17 protein-coding genes are annotated in these 22,014 nt (G+C 71.3%); 11 read left to right on the top strand and 6 right to left on the bottom strand.

Annotated elements, in window-relative coordinates; translation table 11 throughout:
• Positions 1–89 precede the first annotated feature (89 nt).
• Both BLT62_RS14870 and BLT62_RS14865 read left to right on the top strand, forming a co-directional pair.
• Entirely contained in the window at positions 90–455 is a 366-nt protein-coding gene (locus BLT62_RS14870; protein WP_083364763.1) for a DUF488 domain-containing protein, read from the top strand.
• A 47-nt stretch (positions 456–502) separates the two neighbouring features.
• Positions 503–2,113 carry a DUF7059 domain-containing protein gene (locus BLT62_RS14865; protein ID WP_083364762.1) on the top strand — a complete coding sequence of 537 codons (1,611 nt, stop codon included), beginning with the start codon at positions 503–505 and terminating at the stop codon, positions 2,111–2,113.
• A gap of 32 nt (positions 2,114–2,145) precedes the next feature.
• Here the strand turns inward: BLT62_RS14865 and BLT62_RS17750 are convergent, their stop codons facing one another.
• Positions 2,146–2,316, bottom strand: a complete 171-nt coding sequence (locus tag BLT62_RS17750) for a hypothetical protein (RefSeq protein ID WP_156786378.1) — start codon at positions 2,314–2,316, stop codon at positions 2,146–2,148.
• A gap of 182 nt (positions 2,317–2,498) precedes the next feature.
• Between BLT62_RS17750 and BLT62_RS14860 the strand changes: the two genes are divergently transcribed.
• Both BLT62_RS14860 and BLT62_RS14855 read left to right on the top strand, forming a co-directional pair.
• Entirely contained in the window at positions 2,499–3,428 is a 930-nt protein-coding gene (locus BLT62_RS14860; protein ID WP_083364761.1) for a J domain-containing protein, read from the top strand.
• 242 nt (positions 3,429–3,670) lie between these two features.
• Positions 3,671–6,856, top strand: coding sequence for an InlB B-repeat-containing protein (locus BLT62_RS14855; RefSeq protein WP_172829727.1), 3,186 nt, complete (start codon positions 3,671–3,673; stop codon positions 6,854–6,856).
• Here BLT62_RS14855 and BLT62_RS14850 read toward each other — a convergent pair.
• On the bottom strand, positions 6,828–7,319 hold the full coding sequence (locus tag BLT62_RS14850) for a LysM peptidoglycan-binding domain-containing protein (protein ID WP_083364759.1): 492 nt from the start codon (positions 7,317–7,319) through the stop codon (positions 6,828–6,830). The genes BLT62_RS14855 and BLT62_RS14850 overlap by 29 nt on opposite strands.
• 182 nt (positions 7,320–7,501) lie before the next feature.
• Here BLT62_RS14850 and BLT62_RS14845 point away from each other — a divergent pair, with 182 nt between their 5' ends.
• The 3 genes from BLT62_RS14845 (at position 7,502) to BLT62_RS14835 (ending at position 12,686) form a co-directional block, all read left to right on the top strand.
• Positions 7,502–7,891, top strand: a complete 390-nt coding sequence (locus BLT62_RS14845) for a PPOX class F420-dependent oxidoreductase (protein WP_083364758.1) — start codon at positions 7,502–7,504, stop codon at positions 7,889–7,891.
• A gap of 126 nt (positions 7,892–8,017) precedes the next feature.
• A complete protein-coding gene (locus BLT62_RS14840; RefSeq protein WP_083365510.1) occupies positions 8,018–11,599 on the top strand; it encodes a TM0106 family RecB-like putative nuclease in 3,582 nt (1,193 codons plus the stop codon).
• Positions 11,600–12,050: 451 nt separating this feature from the next.
• Positions 12,051–12,686, top strand: coding sequence for a hypothetical protein (locus tag BLT62_RS14835; protein WP_083364757.1), 636 nt, complete (start codon positions 12,051–12,053; stop codon positions 12,684–12,686).
• Here the strand turns inward: BLT62_RS14835 and BLT62_RS14830 are convergent.
• The 3 genes from BLT62_RS14830 to BLT62_RS14820 form a co-directional block, all read right to left on the bottom strand.
• Entirely contained in the window at positions 12,683–13,183 is a 501-nt protein-coding gene (locus BLT62_RS14830; RefSeq protein WP_083364756.1) for a PepSY domain-containing protein, read from the bottom strand. The genes BLT62_RS14835 and BLT62_RS14830 overlap by 4 nt on opposite strands.
• 98 nt (positions 13,184–13,281) lie before the next feature.
• Positions 13,282–14,703 carry an ATP-binding protein gene (locus tag BLT62_RS14825; RefSeq protein WP_083364755.1) on the bottom strand — a complete coding sequence of 474 codons (1,422 nt, stop codon included), beginning with the start codon at positions 14,701–14,703 and terminating at the stop codon, positions 13,282–13,284.
• Complete coding sequence (locus BLT62_RS14820; protein WP_083364754.1) at positions 14,696–15,373, bottom strand: response regulator transcription factor; 678 nt, start codon at positions 15,371–15,373, stop codon at positions 14,696–14,698. Before BLT62_RS14820 ends, BLT62_RS14825 begins: the two co-directional genes overlap by 8 nt.
• 198 nt (positions 15,374–15,571) lie before the next feature.
• Here BLT62_RS14820 and BLT62_RS14815 point away from each other — a divergent pair, with 198 nt between their 5' ends.
• The gene (locus BLT62_RS14815; RefSeq protein ID WP_083364753.1) at positions 15,572–16,297 is read left to right on the top strand and encodes an endonuclease/exonuclease/phosphatase family protein; all 726 of its coding nucleotides are present in this window, start codon (positions 15,572–15,574) and stop codon (positions 16,295–16,297) included.
• Positions 16,298–16,344: 47 nt separating this feature from the next.
• Here BLT62_RS14815 and BLT62_RS14810 read toward each other — a convergent pair whose 3' ends face one another.
• Positions 16,345–18,408, bottom strand: a complete 2,064-nt coding sequence (locus BLT62_RS14810) for a beta-galactosidase (RefSeq protein WP_083364752.1) — start codon at positions 18,406–18,408, stop codon at positions 16,345–16,347.
• A gap of 244 nt (positions 18,409–18,652) precedes the next feature.
• Here BLT62_RS14810 and BLT62_RS14805 point away from each other — a divergent pair, with 244 nt between their 5' ends.
• The 3 genes from BLT62_RS14805 to BLT62_RS14795 all read left to right on the top strand — a co-directional run bounded on the left by BLT62_RS14805 (position 18,653) and on the right by BLT62_RS14795 (position 21,945).
• Entirely contained in the window at positions 18,653–19,954 is a 1,302-nt protein-coding gene (locus tag BLT62_RS14805; protein WP_083364751.1) for an ABC transporter substrate-binding protein, read from the top strand.
• Positions 19,955–20,072: 118 nt separating this feature from the next.
• Complete coding sequence (locus tag BLT62_RS14800) at positions 20,073–21,062, top strand: carbohydrate ABC transporter permease (protein ID WP_231919243.1); 990 nt, start codon at positions 20,073–20,075, stop codon at positions 21,060–21,062.
• A 13-nt stretch (positions 21,063–21,075) separates the two neighbouring features.
• Positions 21,076–21,945 (top strand): carbohydrate ABC transporter permease, encoded by an 870-nt coding sequence (locus BLT62_RS14795; RefSeq protein ID WP_407937568.1) that lies wholly within the window; start codon positions 21,076–21,078, stop codon positions 21,943–21,945.
• The last annotated feature ends 69 nt before the right edge of the window (positions 21,946–22,014 follow it).

Genomic DNA, 22,014 nt, shown 5'->3' with positions numbered 1-22,014 from the left:
GATGCACACATTCCAGCAGACGAATCCGGATGCCGACTGCGAAATCCCGGCGCGTCTTGCTTTCCGCCCGCAAGCTGCGAGCATGAACTATGGCTGTTCAGATCAAGCGCGCCTACGCGGATGCCGAGCCCGGCGACGGGTTCCGGGTGCTGGTGGATCGGCTCTGGCCGCGCGGGGTGAGCCGGGAGCGCGCCGCCCTCGACCTCTGGCTGAAGGATGCCGCGCCGAGCCCCGCCCTGCGCACCTGGTGGGGGCACGACCCGGCCAGGCTGGACGAGTTCGCTGCCCGCTACCGGGCGGAGCTCGAGAGCGCGCCGGCGGCGGTCGCCGCCGTCGCCGAGCTGCGCCGCCTGGCCACGGCGAACCCGACGCTCACCCTCGTCTACGGGGCGCGCGACCCGCTCGTGAACCACGCCGCGGTGCTGCGGGACTACCTCGTCGGCGCGTCGGCCTGACCGGTGCCCGGTGTGCCGGTGCAGCGCGCATGCAGTTGAATTGAGGCATGGCCGTTGAACTGAACCCGCCCGCCGACTCCGCACCCGCCGCGGGCCCAGCCGTCCGACTGGACCTCCCCGCGATCGCTCGGCTCCGGGCCGACCTGTCGGCGGCACACTTTACGCAGGCCGCCCTCGACGGGCTGTGGGGCCCGGATGCCGCCGACGCGCTCCGTCGCAACGAACGCCTCCCCGCGCTGCGCGCGCTCGCCGCGCTCCGCGCCCGGAACGGGGAGCCGAGCACCCTCGCCACACTCGCCGAGCTGTTCCTGCTCGGCGGCAGCGTGCCGGAGAGCGAGGTGCAGGCGGCGCTGCCGCAGCTCGGCGCGGACGGCGCCATCGCGCTCGGCCTGCTCTGGCCGGCATCCGCTGTGCTCATCGCCCCGGAACGCTCGCTGCGCGCCCTGCTCGAGCTGCGCCCCTACGAGTTCACCGACAGCCGCGGCCACGCCTCCTGGTGGATCACCTCCGACCTCGGCGAGCTCGCCCGCGGCGGCCCCCTCGGCGAGGACCACGTGCTCGGCGTCGGCGGGGCCTCCCGCACGCTCTCGGCTCTGATGCTGCAGAACGCCGTCGACTCGGCGCTCGACCTCGGCACCGGCTGCGGCATCCAGGCCATGCACGCCGCCCGGCACGCCGGCCGCGTCGTCGCCACCGACATTTCGCAGCGCGCCCTCGAGCTGGCCGCGTTCAACGCCGCGCTCAACGAGATCGACGGGGTCGAGTTCCGGCTGGGCAGCCTGTTCGAGCCCGTCGCCGGCGAGCGGTTCGACCACATCATCAGCAACCCGCCGTTCGTCATCACGCCGCGGGTCGACGGCGTGCCGAGCTACGAGTACCGCGACGGCGGCATGGTCGGCGACGCCCTCGTCGAGACGGTGATGCGGGATGCCGCGGCGCACCTCGCCCCGGGCGGCGTGCTGCAGATGCTCGGCAACTGGGAGTACACGGCGGCGGTCCCGGATGCCTTCGACCGGTTGCAGGGCTGGCTGGAGCCCGCGCTGGACTACTGGATCGTGGAGCGCGAGGTGCAGTCGGCGACCCGGTACGCGGAGACCTGGATCCGCGACGGCGGCACCCGCTCCGGCACCCCCGAGTTCGACCAGCTGTTCGGCGCGTGGCTCGACGACTTCGCCGGCCGCGGCGTGACCCAGGTCGGCTTCGGCTACGTGCTGCTGCGCCTGTCCGACGAAACCCCGACGCTGGCCCGCCTCGAGCGCCTGCACACCCCGCTCGGCGACAACGAGTGGGGCCTCGGAGTGCACCTCGGCAACTGCCTCGCCGCCCACGACTGGCACGCCGCCCAGAGCGACGCTGAGTTCGCCGAGGCGTGCCTCACCGTCTCCGGCGACGTGACCGAGGAGCGCCACTACTGGCCGGGCAACGAAGACCCGAGCGAGCTGCTGCTGCGCCAGGGCGGCGGCTTCGCCCGCACCATCTCGCCGGGAACAGCGCTGGCGGCCCTCGTCGGCGCTTCGGACGGCAGCCTCAGCGTCGGGGCGATCGCCGGCGCCCTCGCCCAGCTGCTCGAGGTGGACGAGGCCGAGCTGCGCGCCGAGCTGCTGGGCGGCGCGCGCCGGCTGCTGGATGACGGCATCCTGCTGCCGCCCGAGGCCTGAGCCGCGGCATCCGCCCGCCCCCTGTGCTCGGCTCAGCGGTGGTTGTCGCGTCGCGCGGCCCGGGCACGCAGCAGCCAGTCGAGCCACACGGCCACGAGGAGCACGACCCCGAGCCAGAACATCCAGCCGATCGCGTCGATGAGGCTGCCGGCGAAAAGCATGAGCACGGCGATCACCACGATGATGATGAGGAGTGGGGACATGTCTGCCTCCTTCGGTGAGAGCAGCACGGGCGCAGCGCGATTGCTCGCGGCGTATGCCCGTCTGTCGCCACGGTAGGCCGCACCGGGCGGGCGCGCAAGCGGCTTCGACGCCCGCTGATCGTGCTCTCGGCGGAGGCCGCTAGTCTCAGTGTGACCATTCTGATCTCGCCCGAAAGTGATCCATGCAGGACAGCCCCCTCTCCGCGTCACCCTACGAAGTTTTGGGCGTCGCCTCGAACGTCAACGAGGAGGAGCTGCGCAAGGCCTACCGGCGGATGCTGCGGGCCACCCACCCGGACACCGGGGGCGACCCGGTGCGCTTCGACGCCGTGCAGCGCGCCTGGGTGCTGGTCGGCACCAGTGAGGCGCGCGCCCGCTACGACCGGGGCGGCCCGGGCGCCGGGTCCACCCCGAGCCACACCTGGACGGCGCAGGCCGCCGGCCCTCGCCGCGACTCCCGGCCGACGGCCCGCTCGCACGGGCACCCCGGCGGCTGGAGCCGGGAGCGCTACCTCGTGCTCATGCGCGAGTGGGTCGGCCGCGGTCGCACCCTGAGCGACCCGTACGACCCGGCGCTGGTGCGCTCGGCGCCCCGCGACATCCGCCATCTGCTGGCCAACGCGCTCGCCGAAGAGGTGACCGCGCGCCAGGTGGCAACCCTCGGCATCGGCTTCTCGGTCTGGCACGACATCGCCACGAGCGCCGCCGGCCCCGCCCTGCCGCCGAAGCTCGACCACGTCGTGCTCGGCCCGACCGGTCTCTTCGCCCTGCAGAGCGAGGACTGGGGCGGCGAGGTGCGCATCAAGCGCGGCGAGCTGATTGGCGAGGCGTTGAACGGTGAACAGCCCATGCACGATCTGGCGGTGCGGGCGAAGTCGGTCTCGAAGGCGGCCAAGGTGAAGTTCACCGGGCTGTTGATCGTCGTCCCGGATGACGCGGCGCCCAGCTCGCTGGAGATCCTCGGCAAGTCGCGCGGCGCCGTGACGGCGCTCGTGACGCAGTCCCGCCTGCCCGGCGTGCTGCGCGACGGGCTGCCCGGGGCCGCCCGCATCGGCGGAACCGAGCTGTTCGAGGTGCGCACCCGGCTGCAGGCCGCGGTCAGGTTCGTCTGAGCCGCGGCATCCGGGCGAGATGACGCGCCACAGCCAAGTGGCGACCTAGGCCCATAGTCCCGGCCCGGTTGGGCTGGCAGCGTGGGAGGATGTCGGATTCTCGTGGCCCCGCCGCCGCCGCTCTGCCTGCCCGCCCAGCAACCCCGAGCGGGGCGCGCAGAATCGCACACCGGGCTCTGCGCGGTGTGCTCAGCGCGACGCTTGTGTCCGCGCTCGCGCTGGCCGGTGTGGTCGCTGGCCCCGTGGACTCCGCCTCGGCCGCTGCGGACCCCACGACCTTCGCAGAGCTGGAGGCGGCGTTCGCCGCCGGTGGCGTGGTGCGACTCGGCGGTGACATCACCCAGGGCGGCGCGGCGCTCGTGGCACCGGTTGGCGTCTCGCTCACGCTCAACCTCGGCGGGCACGTGCTCACCGTGGAAGGGGCAGGGGATAGATACTCGACGGACGGCCAACCCGGAATCGGGGTGCCGGCGGGGGCCGCGCTGACCATCGAGGGACCGGGAATACTGGATGCCCGCGGCGGAGGGGGAGCTGCGGGAATCGGTGGCCGACCGGGCGGAACGCTCGGAGTCATCACGATCACCGGCGGCACCGTCGTCGCGTTCGGCGGCCTGCGCGCCAGCGGCATCGGTGCCGGAAACATCGGCGCTGCGAGCCCGGACGGCTCGATCACCATCATCGACGGCGACGTGACAGCCTATGGGGGCACGACCGGTGGCGCGGGCATCGGCGGCGGCGTTGGATCACCAACGCCGCCGGTGACGATCCGCGGTGGCACCGTGCGAGCGACTGGAGCCGACAATACTTCCGCCGGAATCGGCAGCGGCTGGGCCGGCTTCGGGGCCGACACGGCGCCGGCGCCCGGACCAGTCATCACGATCGACGGCGGCATCGTCACCGCACAGGGGCGGGGCGGATGCTCGCCAGGGCTCGGAACCGCCGGGGGGTACAACTGGGACACCGGAGTGTGCACCCAGGGGCTGCCGGCCACCATCACGATCGGGTCGGCCGCGCGGGTGACCGTCAGTGGCGGGGCGACCGGCTACGACGATTCCCAGGCGATCCGATACGCGGGCGACTCGCTGACCGGCTCGCTGACGAACGCGGGTGTTCTCGTGGTTGCGGGCGGCAGCAGGCTGACCGTCCCCACTGGGGCGTCTCTGGCCAACGCCGGAACGATTCTCGGCGCCCTCAGCGGCACCGTCACGGGAAACAACTACCCGCTCAGCTTCGACGCGCAGGGCGGCACGCCCACCCCGGCCCCTGTCCGGGTCTACGCACCCACGCTCGCCGACGCCCTGCTGGGCGTGCCAGCTGCGCCGACGCGCGACGGTCACGCCTTCCTCGGCTGGATGTCGGCCGCCACCGGCTCCGGCGTGCGGCTTGAGGCTTCGACAGCGCTCGCCACCGCGTCGGGCACCTGGTTCGCGCAGTGGAATGCGGTGGAACAACACACGGTCTCCTTCGATCGAGGTGACGGCAGCCCCATCGAGACACAGCGGGTCGATGGTGGCACACGGGCCACCGCGCCCGCGACGCCGACGCGCACCGGGCACGGCTTCCTCGGGTGGTTCGCGGCGGGCGAAGACACCGCGTGGGAGTTCAGTACGCCGATCACCGGCCCCGTGGCCCTCACAGCCCGGTGGTCACTGAACACCTACCAGGTGACCATGGACCGGGGCGCCGGCAGTCCGGCCGTCGTCTCGTCGGCCGCTCACGGCACGAGGATTGCGGAGCCCGATGCGCCACTGCGCAGCGGACACCGATTCGACGGGTGGTTCGCGGCGGGCTCCGACACGGCCTGGAACTTCGGCACCGCGGTCACGGGCCCGGTCACGCTCACCGCACGGTGGACGGCGAACAGCTACGCGGTGACCCTTGATCGCGGTGACGGCAGCGCTGTCGACTCTGGTTCGGCGACGCACGGCACGGCGATCGCGGAGCCGACCGCGCCGGTGCGTGCGGGCTACACCTTCGGCGGCTGGTTCGCGGCCGGCGCGGACACGGCGTGGAGCTTCGGCACGCTGGTCACCGGGCCCGTGGACCTGACCGCGCACTGGACGCTCAACAGCTACGCGGTGACGCTGGACCGGGGTGACGGCAGCGCCATCGAGACCCGCTCCGCACATCACGGCACGGCGATCGTGGAGCCGGCCGAGCCGGTGCGTGCCGGCTACACCTTCGGCGGATGGTTTGCGGCCGGCGCGGACACGGCGTGGAGCTTCGGCACGCTGGTCACCGGGCCCGTGGACCTGACCGCGCACTGGAGCATCAACAGCTACCCGGTTGATTTCGAGAGCGCCGGCGGCAGCGATGTTGCGGCGCAGACGCTCGACCATGGTGCGCTCGTGCTGCGCCCCCAGGATCCCGAGTGGGCCGGGCACGACTTCCTCGGGTGGTTCACCGCGCCCAGCGGCGGCAGCGCGTGGGACTTCGCCGACGCGGTCGTCGCGCCGACCACCCTGCACGCGCGCTGGGCGGCGCACACCAGCGTCTCGCTGTCGGTGCTGCCGGATGCCGCGGCCGTCGCCGCCGGCACGAGCGTGACCGTGACGGCATCCGTCACCCCGGCCACCGCGCGCGGCAGCATTGAGCTGTTCGACGGCGACACCTCTCTCGGGCGGGGCACTCTCTCCGGTGGGATCTTCCGCCTGGCCGCTGGTACCTTCTCGGTGACGACGAGCGCGCTGGGTGCCGGGTCGCACAGCCTGCGCGCCGCGTTCACGCCGGCCGACACGGGGTTCGCCGCGTCGAGTTCGACCGCGGTCGCGCTGCTCGTGAACGCCCGGCTGCCGCAGGGCCCCGCGCCCGCGATCGACGGTGACGACTTGTTGGGGGAGGCCGGAGACAACGGGTGGCCGGTGCTGCCAGGTGGCGGTGCGGACACCGCCCCGTTGCCGTGGGGCGAGGCGACGGACAGCTTCGTGGACGTGTTCCTCTATGACCCGCAGACGCCGCTCGGCACGCTGCCGGTGACCGACGGTGCGATCAACCGCGCCGGGCTGGTGCTGCCGAGCTTGGCGCCGGGGACATACCTGCTGGCCTTCGTCGGCCAGACCACGGGCGCTGTCACAATCGTGCGTTTCACCGTCGCGGAGCCGCCCGTCGTCCCGCCGGTCACACCTCCGGTCACGCCGCCAGTCACACCCCCGGTCACAACCCCGGTCGTGCCGCCGGTCGTGCCGCCTGTTATGCCACCGGTCGTGCCGCCGGTCGTTCCGTCGGTCGCGCCCCCGGTCGTTCCGCCGGCCGTCCCGGCCGGCACCTCGGACGGCGCCCTGGCATCGACGGGCGTCGACTCCGCGCCGTGGCTGCTGCTCGGCAGCATGCTGCTGCTCGCCGGGGCGTGGCTGACGCGCCGCCGCATCCGGACCCGGGCCGCCTCCGCAGCGTGGGGGTCTAGCGGGTGGTGGTCCAGTCGAGGTTGATGACCTGGCCGATGTAGATCTCGGTGCCGAGCGACGGGATCGACGGGTTCATCTTGAGCAGCTGCTGCTGCGGCAGGTCGAAGCGCTGCGCGATGTCGAAGAAGACGTCGCCGCTGACGACCGTGTAGGTCAGGAGCGCGCCGTCGCCGGCCGCCGTGATCGGGCCCATCGCGCCGTCGACCAGCCCGAGGTCCACGGCTGGTCCGGGCACAACGGGGGCCGCCGGGGCGTTCGGCTCGATCTCCACGACGATCGGCGGGGCGGAGTCGACCGGCTGCTCCGTCCGAGGCGCCTCGGGCTCCGGCGTGGCGGTGGGCGTCGGCGGCGGGGTTGGCGCCACCGTCACGAAGACGGTGGCCGGGGGAGCGGCCGGCTCGCCGGCGCACCCGCTCAGGCCGAGAACGCCGAGCGTGGCAACGCCCAGACAGAGCGCGGCACGCTTCGACGATGCGGTGAGCTGCACGGCGGATCCCCCTTGATGGCTGTGTCGTGGGCCCTGCCGCTCCGCTCAGCGGGAACGCGGCGCCCGCCCCTCCGACGGTCGGCCCAACGTCTCGAAGAATACGGGCTGGCCCGGCTCAGGGCAAGGGTCGGGCACGGGGCCCGCCTGGCGTGCGGATGCCGGCATCCGTGGTTCACTGCAGTATGACTGTGATTCCCGCGAACCTGGAGTACCTGCTCGAACAGCCGATCTACGCCGCTCTCGGCACGATCCGCCCGGACAACACGGTGCAGGTGAACCCGATGTGGTTCGAGCGCGTCGGCGACGAGATCCACTTCACGCACACGAACAAGCGCGGCAAGTTCCGCAACCTCAAGCACAACCCGTCGATGAGCCTGGCCGTGATCGACCCGGCCGACCCGCACACCTACGTGGAGCTGCGCGGGCACCTGAGCGCGGTGATCGACGACCCGAGCGGCGCCTTCTACGTGCGCCTTGGGCAGCGCTACGGCAACGCCGCCCAGCAGCCGCCGGCCGACAGCGCCGACCGCGTCATCCTCGTGATGAGCATCGACAAGGCGCTCGGGCACTAGCCGCTTCGGGAACGCCCAGGCCCTGGCGGCGGGCCGGCCCTTCCTGCCGCGCCGTCCGGCCGTGTCGGTGCCAGCGGCTAGCCTCGGAGGGAGCGGAGCCGAGTGGCCACGCGCGAGGAGGTCTGGGTGTTTCTGCTTGACGACGTCGTGGTGACGAGCGCCTCCGACCTGGCGACGGCGTCGAAGTGCGAGTTCGCCTTCCTCCGCGCCCTGGACGCCCGGCTCGGCCGCGCCGACCGGGTCGCGCAGAAGGCCGATGCGATGCTGGAGCGTGCCGGGAGGCTCGGCGATGCGCACGAGGAAGCGGTGCTGGAGCGCTACCGCGCCCAGTTCGGTGCCTTCGCGGGCGTCGGCACCGGGGTGATCGAGATCGACCGGCCGAGCGCCTTCGACGCCGTGGCCCGGGATGCCGCGCTCGCCGCCACCGCGGAGGCCTTCGCCTCCGGGGCCGCCGTCGTCTTCCAGGCCGCCTTCTTCGACGGCGACTTCATCGGTTTCGCCGACTTCATCGTGCGCCAGAGTGACGGCCGCTACCTCGTGCAGGACACGAAGCTGGCCCGCTCGGCCAAGGTGACGGCGCTGCTGCAGCTGGCCGCCTACGTCGAACAGCTCGAGAAGATCGGCGTGCCCGTCGCCGACACCGTGCAGTTGCTGCTCGGCGACGGCAGCGTCAGCGAGCACCGGGTCGTCGACATCCTGCCGGTGTACCGGCGGCGCCGGGCCCACCTGTTGCGGATCATCGCCGAGCGGCGGGCCGACACCGGCATCGTCGCGTGGGGCGACGAGCGCTACGCCGCCTGCGGGCAGTGCGAGAGCTGCGAGGCCGAGATCCAGGCGCACCGCGACGTGTTCCTCGTGGCGGGCCTGCGCGGCAGCCAGCGGCTGAAACTGCGGGCGGCCGGCATCCGCACGATCGACGAGCTGGCGGCCTTCGGCGAGCCCTCGCCTGCCGACGACGGCGTGCGGCGCGGCATCGACGGCATCGGCGACGCCGCCCTGGCCGGTCTCTGCGCGCAGGCCCGGCTGCAGCTGCAGGCGATGGCCGCGGCGGGCGCCGGCGCGCAGGGTGTTCCGCCGTTCGAGGTGGTGGCGGCATCCGCCCTGGAGGCCCTGCCGGTGCCGGATGCGGGCGACATCTTCTTCGACTTCGAGGGCGACCCGCTCTACAGCGAGCAGGGTGGCGGCGACGGCGCCCCCGCGCGCTGGGGGCTGGACTACCTGTTCGGCCTGATCGAACCCGACCACCGCTTCGTGGCGTTCTGGGCGCACAACCACTCCGAGGAACGCCAGGCGCTGATCGACTTCCTCGCCTACGTCGCCGAGCGCCGGGCCGCCCACCCGGGCATGCACATCTACCATTACGCCGCCTACGAGCGCACCCACCTGCTCAGCCTCGCCGCCCGGCACGGCGTCGGCGAGCAGGAGGTCGACCAGCTGCTGCGCGACAACGTGCTCGTCGACCTGTACCCGATCGTGCGGGCGGCGCTGCGCGTCGGCAGCCGCTCCTACTCGATCAAGAAGCTCGAGCCGCTCTACATGGGTGATGAGGAGCGCGATCAGGCCGGCGTCACCAATGCCGCCGACTCGATCACCGAGTACGCGACGGCAATGGCGCTGCTGGATGCCGGTGACGCGGAGGCCGGGGCGCAGAAGCTCGACGAGATCGCCAGCTACAACGAGTACGACTGCCGCTCCACGCTCGAGCTGCGCGACTGGCTGCTCGGCCTGGCCCGCGAGCACGGCATCACGCCGGCCGCCGCCAACGCCGACCGCGACGCCGTGATCGAGCTTGCGCCGTCGCCGCTCCGCGAGGCCCTGCTGGCGCGCGCCGGCGACCCGCTCGACCTGGCCCGCGGCGCCGACCAGACGGCGGCCGCGTTCGCCGCCGCCGCACTCGACTACCACCAGCGCGAGCAGAAGAGCTTCTGGTGGGAGCACTTCGCCCGGCTGGAGAACCCGATAGCCGACTGGGCCGACACCCGCGACGTGATGGTGGTCGAGACGGCCACCGTCGAACGTGACTGGCACCGCGAGGGCAAGCAGCGCGTGGACCGGCGCTGGCTGCGGATCCGCGGCGCCGTCGCGCCCGGCAGCTCCATCAAGAAGGGCGACCAGGCCGGGCCGTTCCTGCTCTACGACAGCCCGGCGCCCTGGCCGGACGAGCGGGCGAACCCGTGGGCGCGGGCCGCGAAGAGCGTGCAGGTGCTCGACGTCGACGACGACGGCGGCGTGCTCGTGCTGGAGACACTGCCGCGGGATGCCGAGCCCTACGACCGCGTGCCGGTGGCGCTCACCCCCAGCTCGCCGCCGCCCGCCGGTGCGCAGAAGGACGCGATCGCCGGCTGGGCGCAGGGCATCGTGGATGCCGGCCGCGCCGGCGACACCGATTCCTCCGGCTGGCCGCGGGACGCCGTCGTCGACCTGCTGCGCCGGGTGGCGCCACGCGCGGCTGGTGCAGGGCATTCGGGGGAGAAACCGGCATCCGGACCCGCGCTCGAGCGAGTGATCGCCGCCACGCTGGCGCTGGACCACCAGGCACTCGCCGTGCAGGGCCCGCCCGGCACCGGCAAGACCTACCTCGGCGCGCACCTGATCACCGAGCTGGTCGAGAAACACGGCTACAAGATCGGCGTCGTCGCGCAGTCGCACGCCGTCGTCGAGAACCTCCTCGAGGGCGTCGTCCGGGCCGGGCTCGACCGGGCGCTGGTCGGCAAGGTGCCGAAGAGCGGCACCGAACCCGGCGCGCGCGTGCCCGGCTACACCGAGCTGGAGAAGAACGGGCACCTGCTGTTCGCGCTGGACCACGCGGCATCCGGCTTCGTCATCGGCGGCACCGCCTGGGACTTCGCCAACCCGGCCCGCTTCACCCGGCGCTCGCTCGACCTGCTCGTGATTGACGAGGCCGGGCAGTTCTCGCTCGCCTCCACGATCGCGGCCAGCGTCGCCGCCACGAACCTGCTGCTGCTCGGCGACCCACAGCAGCTGCCGCAGGTCAGCCAGGGCACCCACCCGGAGCCGGTGGACCAGTCCGCGCTCGGCTGGGTCAGCGCCGGGCACGACGTGCTGCCGCCGGCGTTCGGCTTCTTCCTGGCCGAGAGCCGGCGCATGCACCCGGCCGTCACCGCGCCGGTCTCGGCGCTCAGCTACGAGGGCGCCCTGCGCGCACACCCGGTGGCGGGCGAGCGGCTGCTCGACGGCATCGCGCCGGGGCTGCGCTCGGTGCCCGTCGCGCACAGCGGCAACTCGACCGAGTCGGTCGAGGAGGCGGCGGCCGTCGTCGAGCTGGTGCGCGGGGCGCTCGGCGCCGCGTGGAGCGAGGCGGCGCCGGCCGCAGACGGCGAGCGGATGTCGCGGCCGCTCGAGCCGCGCGACGTGATCGTGGTCACCCCGTACAACGCGCAACTGCAGGTCGTGCACGCGGCGCTCGTCGCGGCGGGCCTCGGCGACGTGCGGGTGGGCACGGTGGACAAGTTCCAGGGGCAGGAGGCGGCCATCGCGATCGTGTCGCTCGCGGCATCCTCGGCGGAGGACGTGCCCCGCGGCATGGGCTTCCTGATCATGAAGAACCGCCTGAACGTGGCGATCTCCCGCGCGAAGTGGGCGGCGTACCTGCTCTACTCGCCGGAGCTGATCGAGTACCTGCCGGTGACGCCGAGCGGGCTGGCCGAGCTGAGCGCCTTCATCAACCTGGTCGAGGCCGGCGAGTAGCCTCCGCCGCCGCCGCGGGCCCCTCCCCGCGTCGGCTGGAGGGGGCCGCGCCGCGACGGAGGAGCAGCGCAGCCCCCGAAGCCCGGGAGCCAGCGTGATCGGCCGGCCCCGGCATCCGCGCGCGCATGCCTCTCGGGGCCCGCGGTGTGTCTCGCGGCACGTGGTATGTCGAGGGCCGCGAGACAGATCGGGGGCCGCGACGGGCCGGATGCCGCGGCACCCCCGCTGGTCGAGTAGCGAGGAACGAGCGTATCGAGACCTCGCACGCGACACAGCCCCGGAAGCCCGGGAGCCAATGTGCGTCCGCCGCTCGAACCGCTCGAACCGCCGAACCGGCCGAGGGCCCTGTGCCGCTCGGATACTGTTGAGCATGGGAGCGGCCGCTGACGGCCGCGGGATGCCGCGGCATCCGTTGAGGAGAAATATGTGGTTCCGGCGCAAGCGCAGAAAGATGGCGAAGTTCGACGCCAGCAAGCTGCCCGCGCCCCGACGCATCACCCGTGAGCGCGCCGTGGACGAGGGCGTGCTGCTGGCCGAGTACGCCACCCGCATGGAGACCAAGAACCAGGTGATCATCGGGGCCCTCCGCGGCGACCGGGACTTCGACGCCGAGCGTTACGCCGAGGTCGTGCGGGAGAACCTCGCGAAGCTCGCCGAGGAGGCCAGCGAGCAGGCGCAGCGGATCAGGGCGGCGCGGCTGGCGGCCAAGAGCACCTCCGGCCTCGCCAGCGGGCACCACGACTACCGCCGCAGCGACGTGCAGAACCTGCTGCTGCGCGAGGAGACCTATTCGGGTCTGGCGCAGCGCCTGACCGAGCTGCGCGAGAACCGCGAGTACGTCGACGGCGTCGTCGAGGCTGCCAAGAAGGCCGCCTGGGACGAGGTCGGCAACGTTGTGGTGTCGACCCTGGCCGCGCAGAACGAGCCCGTCGACCTCGGCGAGAACTACGACGAGGAGCGGCACGCCCGGATGCAGCTGCTGCAGCTCGAAGACCTGCAGGAGCTCGCCACCGAGCGGCGGCACCACAGCGTGGAACGCGCCCCGGCCCCCACCGAGGGATCGGGGCACGAGCCGGCGCTCGGCTAGTCGTTCTGCACGCTGAGCACGGTGAAGCTGGCGTCGAGCTTCACCTCGAGGTCAGCGCCGGAGTCGAGGCGGACGTCGACCTCCCAGGCGTGGGTGCTGTCGTCGTCGGCGTCGACATCGGTGACGGTCCCGCCGCCGGTGGCGGCGAGGGCGGCCGCGCTGGCCGCGGCCCGGTCGGCATCGGAGACGAGGGCATCGTCGTCCTGGTGGTCACCGTCGTGGCCGCGGCCGCTGTGGTCGTCCCGGTCGTCGCCGTCGTGGTCTCCGTGCCCACCGTGGTCGTCCCCGTCCCCGTCGTCGTCCAGGAACGGCGTGCCGCTCGTGCTCGGCACCGGCGACGGCGTGGCGCTGCTGCCGCCGTCGGATGCCGCCACGACGGCTCCGAACGAGGAGCCCGGCTCGCCGGACGAGGCGGCAGCGATGGCGATTCCGGCCCCGCCCAGGGCGAGGACACCGGCCGCTCCCAGCGTGCTGATGATGGCAATGCGCTTCTTCATGGTCTGACTCCTGACATTCACACTGTCCTCGTCGCGAGGTGTGGGTCCAGAGTGCGCCCGGGGTGCTGAAGCCAGGCTGAAGTCGGCTGAACGTGCGTTCAGGCGCGCTGCGGCAGCCACACCTCGAAGACCGCGCCCGTCCCGACGGCGCCCCGCCCGGCACCTTCCGGCTCCGCGCCGCGCACCGCCACGGTGCCGCCGTGTGCGCGCACGATCTCGGCGACGATCGCCAGGCCCAACCCGCTGCCGCCGCCGGCCCGGCTGCGCGCGTCATCCAGTCGCAGGAACCGCTCGAACACCCGCTCGCGGTCGGCCGGGGCGATGCCGTCCCCGTCATCGCGCACGACCAGCAGCACGCCGGGCCCGGCAGCACCGGCACCGGTCCCGGCACCGGCACCCGCCGGCCCGCGCGGCGCCTCGCCCAGCTCGAACGCGACGGCGCCGCGGGCGTGCCGGGCGGCGTTGTCGGCGAGGTTGCGCACGAGCTGGCGCAGCAGCCCCGCATCCCCGCGCAGGCGCGCCGGCCCGACTCGGCGAGTGTCGACAGTGACCCGGCCGAGCTCGCGCAGGCGCTTCGCCTCGGCGAGCACGACATCGTCCAGGTCGACCTCGCCGAGCGTGAGCGGCAGCGCGCCCTCGTCGGTGCGGGCCAGCACGAGCATGCCCTGCACCAGGTGCTCCAGCCGGCCGCCCTCGTCGAGCACGGCGTCGCTGAGCTCGGCCTGACCGATGCGCTCCGGGTGGGCGCGCGCCACCTCCGCATACTGGCGGAGCGACGCCAGCGGCGACTTCAACTCATGCGAGGCGTCCGAGATGAACCGGCGCTGCGCCCGCTGGGCGGCCTCCAGCCGGTCGAGCATGCCGTTCATGGTGTGTGCGAGCCGGCCGATCTCGTCGTTGCCCGGCGGCTCGTCGACCCGGCGGCCGAGGTCGGCGGCCGTCACGGCGTCCAGCTCCCGTCGCATGCGTTCCACCGGCGCGAGGGCCCGACCCACGACGAGCCAGGTCACCAGCGCCACCAGCGCGACGAGCAGCGGCACGCTGACCGCGAGCAGCAGCCCGACGGTCGCCAGCGTCTCCGAGAGCTGCGCGGTGCTGCGCCCCGCGACGACCCGCACGTGCTCGTCGGCCTCGGCCTGTGCGCTGACGAACTGCACATCGGCCGGGATCGAGTCGGGTTCGGATGCCAGCAGACTGCCGTCATCCGCGAAGATCTGCACGAAACGATCGTCGCCGAAGTCCAACAGCGCATCGAGGTGCTCTGGCGCGTTCTGCGCGTCGTCGTCATCGCCGCCGCCGCGGCCGCTGTTGTCGTCGTCGGTGAGGCCGAGGGCGTCGATCTGCGCCGCGATCGCGGTGGCGTCCTGCAGGGCGGCGGCCCGGAGGTTCTCGGTGAGCGAGGCGCTGAGTGCGAAGTAGAAGCCGAGCGCGCCGAGCACCAGCCCGGCGGCCACGGCCAGGGCGGCCCCGAGCGTGATGCGCGCACGGAGCGAGAGTGCGCGGGCCCGCCGCTCAGCCACCGTCGACTGCCATGCGGTAGCCGGCCCCGCGCAGGGTCTGGATGCCGTCGCGGCCGAACGGGCGGTCGAGCTTGTTGCGCAGGTGCCGCACGTACACCTCGACGATGTTCGGGTCGCCGTCGAAGTCGAAGTCCCAGACGCCCTCGAGGATCTGCTTCTTCGAGAACACGTCGCCAGGTCGCTGCATCAACAGCTCCAGCACGGCGAACTCGCGCGCCGTCAGGGAGACGGCCGCCTCGCCCCGCCAGACCTGCCGCGTCGAGGGGTCCAGGCGCACGTCGCCCGCCTCGAGCACGCGCGGCCTGTCCACCGCGCCGCGGCGGATCAGCGCGCGCACCCGTGCGACGAGCACGGCGAAGCTGAACGGCTTGCTCAGGTAGTCGTCGGCGCCGGTGTCGAGGGCCTCGACCTGGTCCCACTCGCCGTCCTTGGCGGTGAGCATCAGCACCGGGGTCCAGTTCTGCTCCGCCCGCAGCGTCTCGCACACCCGATAGCCGCTCATGCCGGGAAGCATGATGTCGAGCAGGATGACGGCATACTGCTGCTCGCGCGCCAGCCAGAGCCCGTCCGGGCCGGTTGCTGCGACGTCGACGGCGAAGCCCTCCGCCTCCAGCCCGCGGCGCAGGCCATCGGCGAGCCTGGCCTCATCGTCGACCACGAGTATGCGCATGCAGCTCCCTCTCGCGTCGCGGCTGTCCGAGTGTGCTCATCATGGCGCATCCGAGCTGAAGCGGGGCTGAAATTATGCGGTGGCGGATGCCGCGGCATCCGCCACCGCATGAAGCCGGGAGTTCGCTGCGCGCTAGCTGTGCTAGTCGGCGCGCGGTTTAGGCTAGGTGGGTACGGCAACAATGGCGATGGGTGTGTAGTGAAGATCATCAGTTACAACCTGCGCAAGCACAGTGCCAGCGGTGAGCTGATCTCGCTGTGTGAGCGCTACGCGGCGGATGTCCTCTGCCTGCAGGAGCTCGACACGCACGACATGCCCGCCGTGATCGGCGAGCTGCGGCTGGCCGATTCGACCAGCCGCAACCGGCTCGGCCTCGCCGTCTACTACCGGCAGACGCGCTTCGACGCGCTCGAGACCCGCACCTTCTCGCTGAAGAAGTCGCTGCACGACCGGGTGCTGACCCCGGCGCACGAACGGCTGATCGGCACGCGGCTCTACGACCGGGAGGCGGAGCGAGAACTCATCGTCGCCTCCTTCCACGCCGCCCCGCTCACCGCGCTCAACTCGCTGCGCCGGCACCAGATCCACTCGGCCCTCGGTGAGCTCTGGCAGCTCGGCCCCGGGCTGCCGACGCTCATGGTCGGCGACTACAACTACCCGGTGTTCAAGGAGAACCTGAGCAACAAGGTGCGCGACGCCGGCTACGACCTGACGCTCAGCGACAAGCGCACCTACACGCGCTACAAGTTCTTCCGCGGGCACTTCGACCTGGCCACCTCGGTCGGCCTCGACATCGAGCACGTCGAGACGCTGCCGCGAGGCACCTCCGACCACATGCCGATTCTGGTGACGGCGAATTACTCGACGGATGCCGCGGCGCCGAGCCCGGTCGTCTCGACGGCGCCCGCCGACTTCACCATCTGAGCCGCTGCGCCACGGGGCACGCCTGAGCGACGCGCCCCAGTGGCCGGCTAGGCGCGCGGGCTGGCGATCACCCGGAACCCGGCGGCCGGCACGGTGACGTCGGCGCCGACGGGCTCGCCCGTGATCGCGTCGGTGCCAGCGGCGGCCAGCCGCAGCGGCACGGTGGCCGCGGCATCCGCGTGATTGATGAAGAACGAGAAGTCGGTGCTCTCGTTCGAGCGCACCACCACCTCGAGGTCGGTGGGCAGCTCGGCGATCGCCGTGCCGGCCTCGGTGAGGACGGTGACTATGAGCGAGCGCAGATCCTCGCCGACGAGCTTCGTCGACACGTACCAGGCGGCGCCGGAGCCGCGCTCGTTGCGGGTGATGGCCGGGCGACCGGACGCCGGACCTGAGCTGTACTCGGCGACGGCGCTGGCCCCGGTCAGAACGATGTCCTCGCTCCAGGCGGTGCTGCTGCGGCCGTCGCTGAGCGTCACGGTCTCGTCGGCGTAGAGGGGCAGGAACTCGTGGATCTCGAGGCCGAGGGTGTCGCGGAGCGCGCCGGGGGAGGCGCCGGGGTAGACCTCGTCGTTCTCGGCCACGATCCCGGAGAAGTACGAGACGAGCAGCGTGCCGCCGCCGGAGACGTAGGCGTCGAGGTTCGCGGCGGAGTCGGCGTCGAGCAGGTAGAGGCTCGGCGCGATGACCGCGTCGTAGCCGCTCAGGTCGTGGCCGGGCAGCACGAAGTCGACCGTGACGCCGAGCGACCAGAGCGCCGCGTAGTAGGCCTCGATGCGCTCGCGGTGGCCGAGCTCGACCGAGGGGCGCCACTCGAGGTCGAGCGCCCAGAACGACTCGATGCTCCACACGATGGCGACGGATGCCGTCACCGTCGAGCCCTGCACGGCGGCCAGTGCGCCGAGATCGGCGCCGAACTGCACGACCTCCCGCCACAGGCGAGTGCCGGTTCCGGCGTGGGGGAGCATCGCCGAGTGGAACTTCTCCGCGCCGAAACGGCTGGCCCGGAACTGGAAGAACATGATGGCGTCCGCGCCGCGGGCGGTGTGGGCGAGGCTGTTGCGGGCCAGCTCGCCCGGCCGCTTGGCGATGTTGCGCGGCTGCCAGTTGACGGCCGAGGTGGAGTGCTCCATCAGGATCCACGGCTTGCCGCCGGCGAGGGAACGGGTGAAGTCGGCATCCATCGACAACAGCACGTGGTTGTCGCGGCGCTCGGCGACGAGGTAGTGGTCGTTGGCGACGATGTCGACCTCCTCCGCCCACTTCCAGTAGTCGATCGACGGGCAGTTGGTCGCCATGAAGTTCGTGGTGATCGGGGTGCTCGGCGCATACTCGCGGATGACGTCGCGCTCGGCCACGTAGCAGGCGAGCAGTGCGTCGGAGGTGAACCGCTGGAAGTCGAGGCGCTGCGCCTGGTTGCTGACGCTCGCCGAGAGGCGGGGCGCGTCGATCTCGCTCCACTCGCCGTAGCTCTGGCCCCAGAAGGTGGTTCCCCACGCGGCATTCAGCGCGTCGAGGGTGCCGTAGCGTGCGCGCAGCCAGGCGCGGAACGCGGCGACGGAGTAGTCGTCGTAGCTGTCGCTGATGGGGGCGCCGTACTCGTTGTGGATGTGCCACATCACGACGGTCGGGTTCTGCGCGTAGCGGCGGGCGAGCTGCTCGGTGATCCCGGTCGCCGCGCGGCGGTACTCGGGGGAGCTGGGGCTGACCATGCCGCGGGAGCCGAAGCCGAGACGGGTGCCGTCGCGCATCACAGGGTGCGCCTCGGGGTACTTCGCCCAGAACCAGGCGGGCGGCGCCGCGGTCGGCGTGCCGAGGTCGACGTCGATGCCGGCGTCGCCGAGCAGGCCGATCAGATCGTCGAGGAAGCTGAAGTCGTACTCGCCCTCGCGGGGCTCGAGCAGCACCCAGGAGAAGATGCCGACGCTCACCAGGTTGACCCCGGCCTCGCGCATCAGCGCGATGTCCTCGACCCACACCTCGCGGCTCCACTGCTCGGGGTTGTAGTCGCCGCCGTACCGGAGCGCCGCTGTTCCGGGGATCCAGCGGGCCGGGGCCTCAGAACGATTGGAGCGGCGCTCGGCGTGCGCGGGGGGAACAAATGTCGACATTGGCAGAACTCCTCAAAGACTGTGTGCGGTCACAGTTCTATCACAGAAGGTTCGTGGCATGTCAGCAGTTGACGCTCTATTTGACAGGGTTTTCATTGTGTGAATTACTAGTACCGCTCACAGGCCCCCGGTGAACCGTTGACGCTTTCTCGTGGCATCCGGCCTCGGCGTTGGGCCTCGCACCACTCGCAGCACCCCTGCACCACCCACACGCACCACTGCAGTAATTCGACAAGGAGGACGAATGCGCACATCACTTCGCTTTGCGGCCGTCGCAACAATCGCGGCTTCAGCACTGCTCATGACCGGATGCTCGGCAGACACCACCGGGGGTGACTCCGGCCCCGTTGAACTCACCTACTGGGCATGGGCCCCGAACCTCGACAAGGTGGTCGACATCTGGAACCAGGCGAACCCCGACATCCAGGTGACGGTGAACAAGCAGGACGGCGGCGACCCGGCGATCACCAAGCTGCTCACCGCCATCAAGGCCGGCAGCGGAGCGCCCGACCTGATCCAGGCCGAGTACCAGAAGCTGCCGACCCTCGTCGGCTCTGACGCACTCGCCGACATCGCCGAGCAGGGCGCCAACGACATCGAGGATCACTTCCCCGCCGGTGTGTGGGACGCCGTGACGCTCGGTGGCGACGCGGTCTACGCCGTGCCGCAGGACACCGGCCCCATGATGGCCTACTACCGTGCCGACATCCTGGCCGAGCACGGCCTCAGCATCCCGACGACGTGGGACGAGTACGCCGAGACCGCACGCGCACTCCACGCCGCCGACCCGAGCAAGTACCTCGGCACCTTCTCCGCCAACGACGCCGGCTGGTTCACCGGCCTCTCCCAGCAGGCCGGGGCGTCGTGGTGGGCGATCGACGGCGACGCCTGGAGCGTCGACATCGATGAGTCGCCGACGCAGACGGTCGCCGCGTACTGGGGCGGCCTCATCGAGGAGGGCGTCATCGACAACAAGCCGATGTACACCCCCGAGTGGAACGCCGGACTGAACGACGGCACGCAGGTCGGCTGGGTCTCGTCGGTGTGGGGTCCGGGCGTGCTCGCCGGCAACGCCGCAGACACCGCCGGACTCTGGACGGCCGCGCTTCCCCCGCAGTGGGATGCCGCCAAGCCGAGCAACGGCAACTGGGGCGGATCGACGACAGCAGTCACCACCCAGTCCAAGCACGTCAAGGAAGCCGTCGAGTTCGTGACCTGGCTGAACACCTCGCCGGAGGCGATCGCCGGGCTCATCGAGACCTCGGGAATCTACCCGGCCGACGTCGAGGCCGCGAAGGCCGCGCTGACGTCTCCGCCCGAGTTCTTCGCGCAGCAGAGCGACTTCTATGACATCGCCGCGCAGGCCGGTGCCGCAGTGCAGCCATTCACCTACGGCCCGAACGTCAACGTCGCCTTCAGCGCGTACAACGATGAGTTCGCCAAGGCCGCGGAAGCGCGCACCCAGTCGGCGTTCGAAGAAGCCGTCGTGTCGATGCAGAGCATCACGGAAGCCGATCTGAAGAAGAGCGGTTTCACCGTCAAGTAGCGCCACCCTGCGTGGCGGCCCACCGGGCCGCCACGCAGTTTCTTCCGCGCCTGTCGCCGCGTCCGCGCGCCCGCACTCGCGATCCACACGCCCCACCCACCCCAGTACGGAGACTTCCGTGGCAACTCTCGTCGACACCCCGCACGGGGTGAGCACCCCGGCATCCGCGCCGACAGGCACGCCGGTGCGCAACAAGACCTCGCGTGCACAGCGCTCGATCACCCGCAGCGCCTATCTCATGCTGGCGCCCGGCATTGTGCTGTTCGCCGTCTTCATGGCCGCGCCCATCTTCTACACGCTGTTCCTCAGCTTCCAGAAGAAGCAGGTCGTCGGTCTCGGCCTCGGCTCCGGTGCGCAGAAGCAGGTCTTCGCCGGACTCGAGAACTACATCGCGACGCTGACCAACCCCGAGTTCGGTGCGAGCGTCGGCCGGGTCCTGCTCTACGGTGCGATCCTCATCCCGACGATGCTCGGGCTGGCGCTGCTCTTCGCGCTGCTGCTCGATTCCCGCCGCAGCAGGGCCAAGACCTTCTCGCGCACCGCGATCTTCCTGCCCTACGCCGTGCCCGCCGTGATCAGCTCGCTGCTCTGGGGCTTCCTCTACCTGCCGGCGGTCAGCCCGTTCTACTACGTGTTCGATGCACTCGGCTGGGATGTGCCGACCCTGCTCTCGCCCGACCTCGTGATCTTCGGCATCGCCAACATCGCACTCTGGGGCGGCGTCGGCTTCAACATGATCGTCATCTACACCTCGCTCAAGGCCGTGCCGCAGGAGGTGTACGAGGCCGCAACGATCGACGGGGCCTCCGAGGTGCAGATCGCGCTGCGCATCAAGGTCCCGATCATCATGCCGGCCCTGATCATGACGGCGCTGTTCTCGATGATCGCGACGCTGCAGGTGTTCTCCGAGCCGACGACGCTGCGCCCGCTGACCAACAGCCTCTCGACCAGCTGGTCGCCGCTCATGCTCGTCTACCGCGACGCATTCACCCGCGACGACATCTACTCGGCCGCGGCGACCTCGATCGTCATCGCCGTGGCGACGTTCGCGATCTCGTTCCTTTTCCTCCGCATTGTCCAGAAGCGCGCCTTCGGACAGGAAGACTGACATGACCTCGACAATGACCATGACGACGATCTCGGGGTCGTCCAAGACGCCGCGCGCCCGTGTGAGCGTCTTCTCCACCGGCATCCTGATCATCGGAGCCATCTACTGCCTGTTCCCCGTGTTCTGGGTGCTGATGGCGGCCACCAAAGACGGCTCAGAGCTCTTCTCCACCTTCACGCTCGCGCCGAGCTCACACCTCTGGGACAACATCGTCGAGCTGAGCCAGTACCGTGATGGGCTCTACTGGCGCTGGATGCTCAACACCGCGCTCTACGCCGGTGTCGGTGCCCTCATCTCCACCTACATCTCGGCCATCTCCGGCTACGTGCTCGCGAAGTTTACCTTCCCGGGCAAGGGCATGATCTTCAAGATCCTGCTCATGGGCGTGCTGGTTCCCGGCGTCATCCTGGCGATCCCGCAGTACTTCCTGATGGCTCAGGTTGGGCTGACCAACAGCTACTGGGCGGTGCTGCTGCCGCAGATCATCAGCCCGTACGGCATCTATCTCGCGCGTATCTACACCGCGGCATCCGTGCCGACGGAGGTCGTCGAGGCCGCGCGCACCGAGGGCGCGAGCGAGGTGGGCATCTTCCACCGCATCTCGATGCCGATGATGCTCCCGGGCCTGGTCACGATCTTCCTGTTCCAGTTCGTCGCCGTGTGGAACAACTTCATGCTGCCGTACATCATGCTGGGCAGCGACTCGCTCTTCCCCATCACGGTGGGCCTGAACGGCCTGCTGAACCAGGGGGCGACGGTTCCGGCGATGTACACGCTCGTGATCACGGGCGCGCTGCTCTCGATCATCCCGTTGATCCTGCTGTTCCTCGCACTGCAGCGATTCTGGAAGGTCGACCTCGCCGCCGGAGCGGTGAAGGCCTAGTGCTGGGCGGGGTGCCTGCGGTGACGGATGCAGCGGGCAAGCGGGGACGTGGCGGCCAGTACGCTAAAG

It is taken from the genome of Microterricola viridarii, from assembly GCF_900104895.1.
GTDB lineage: Bacteria > Actinomycetota > Actinomycetes > Actinomycetales > Microbacteriaceae > Microterricola > Microterricola viridarii.
This window is presented reverse-complemented; position numbering and strand designations above follow the sequence as displayed.

What these genes read in the sequence shown, in the direction of transcription:
- BLT62_RS17750 (WP_156786378.1), bottom strand. Translation starts at nt 2,316, where the DNA reads ATGTCCCCACTCCTCATCATCATCGTGGTGATCGCCGTGCTCATGCTT.
- BLT62_RS14820 (WP_083364754.1), bottom strand. Translation starts at nt 15,373, where the DNA reads ATGCGCATACTCGTGGTCGACGATGAGGCCAGGCTCGCCGATGGCCTG.
- BLT62_RS14845 (WP_083364758.1), top strand. Translation starts at nt 7,502, where the DNA reads ATGACTGTGATTCCCGCGAACCTGGAGTACCTGCTCGAACAGCCGATC.
- BLT62_RS14810 (WP_083364752.1), bottom strand. Translation starts at nt 18,408, where the DNA reads ATGTCGACATTTGTTCCCCCCGCGCACGCCGAGCGCCGCTCCAATCGT.
- BLT62_RS14835 (WP_083364757.1), top strand. Translation starts at nt 12,051, where the DNA reads ATGGCGAAGTTCGACGCCAGCAAGCTGCCCGCGCCCCGACGCATCACC.
- BLT62_RS14860 (WP_083364761.1), top strand. Translation starts at nt 2,499, where the DNA reads ATGCAGGACAGCCCCCTCTCCGCGTCACCCTACGAAGTTTTGGGCGTC.
- BLT62_RS14870 (WP_083364763.1), top strand. Translation starts at nt 90, where the DNA reads ATGGCTGTTCAGATCAAGCGCGCCTACGCGGATGCCGAGCCCGGCGAC.
- BLT62_RS14830 (WP_083364756.1), bottom strand. Translation starts at nt 13,183, where the DNA reads ATGAAGAAGCGCATTGCCATCATCAGCACGCTGGGAGCGGCCGGTGTC.
- BLT62_RS14805 (WP_083364751.1), top strand. Translation starts at nt 18,653, where the DNA reads ATGCGCACATCACTTCGCTTTGCGGCCGTCGCAACAATCGCGGCTTCA.
- BLT62_RS14795 (WP_407937568.1), top strand. Translation starts at nt 21,076, where the DNA reads ATGACCATGACGACGATCTCGGGGTCGTCCAAGACGCCGCGCGCCCGT.
- BLT62_RS14865 (WP_083364762.1), top strand. Translation starts at nt 503, where the DNA reads ATGGCCGTTGAACTGAACCCGCCCGCCGACTCCGCACCCGCCGCGGGC.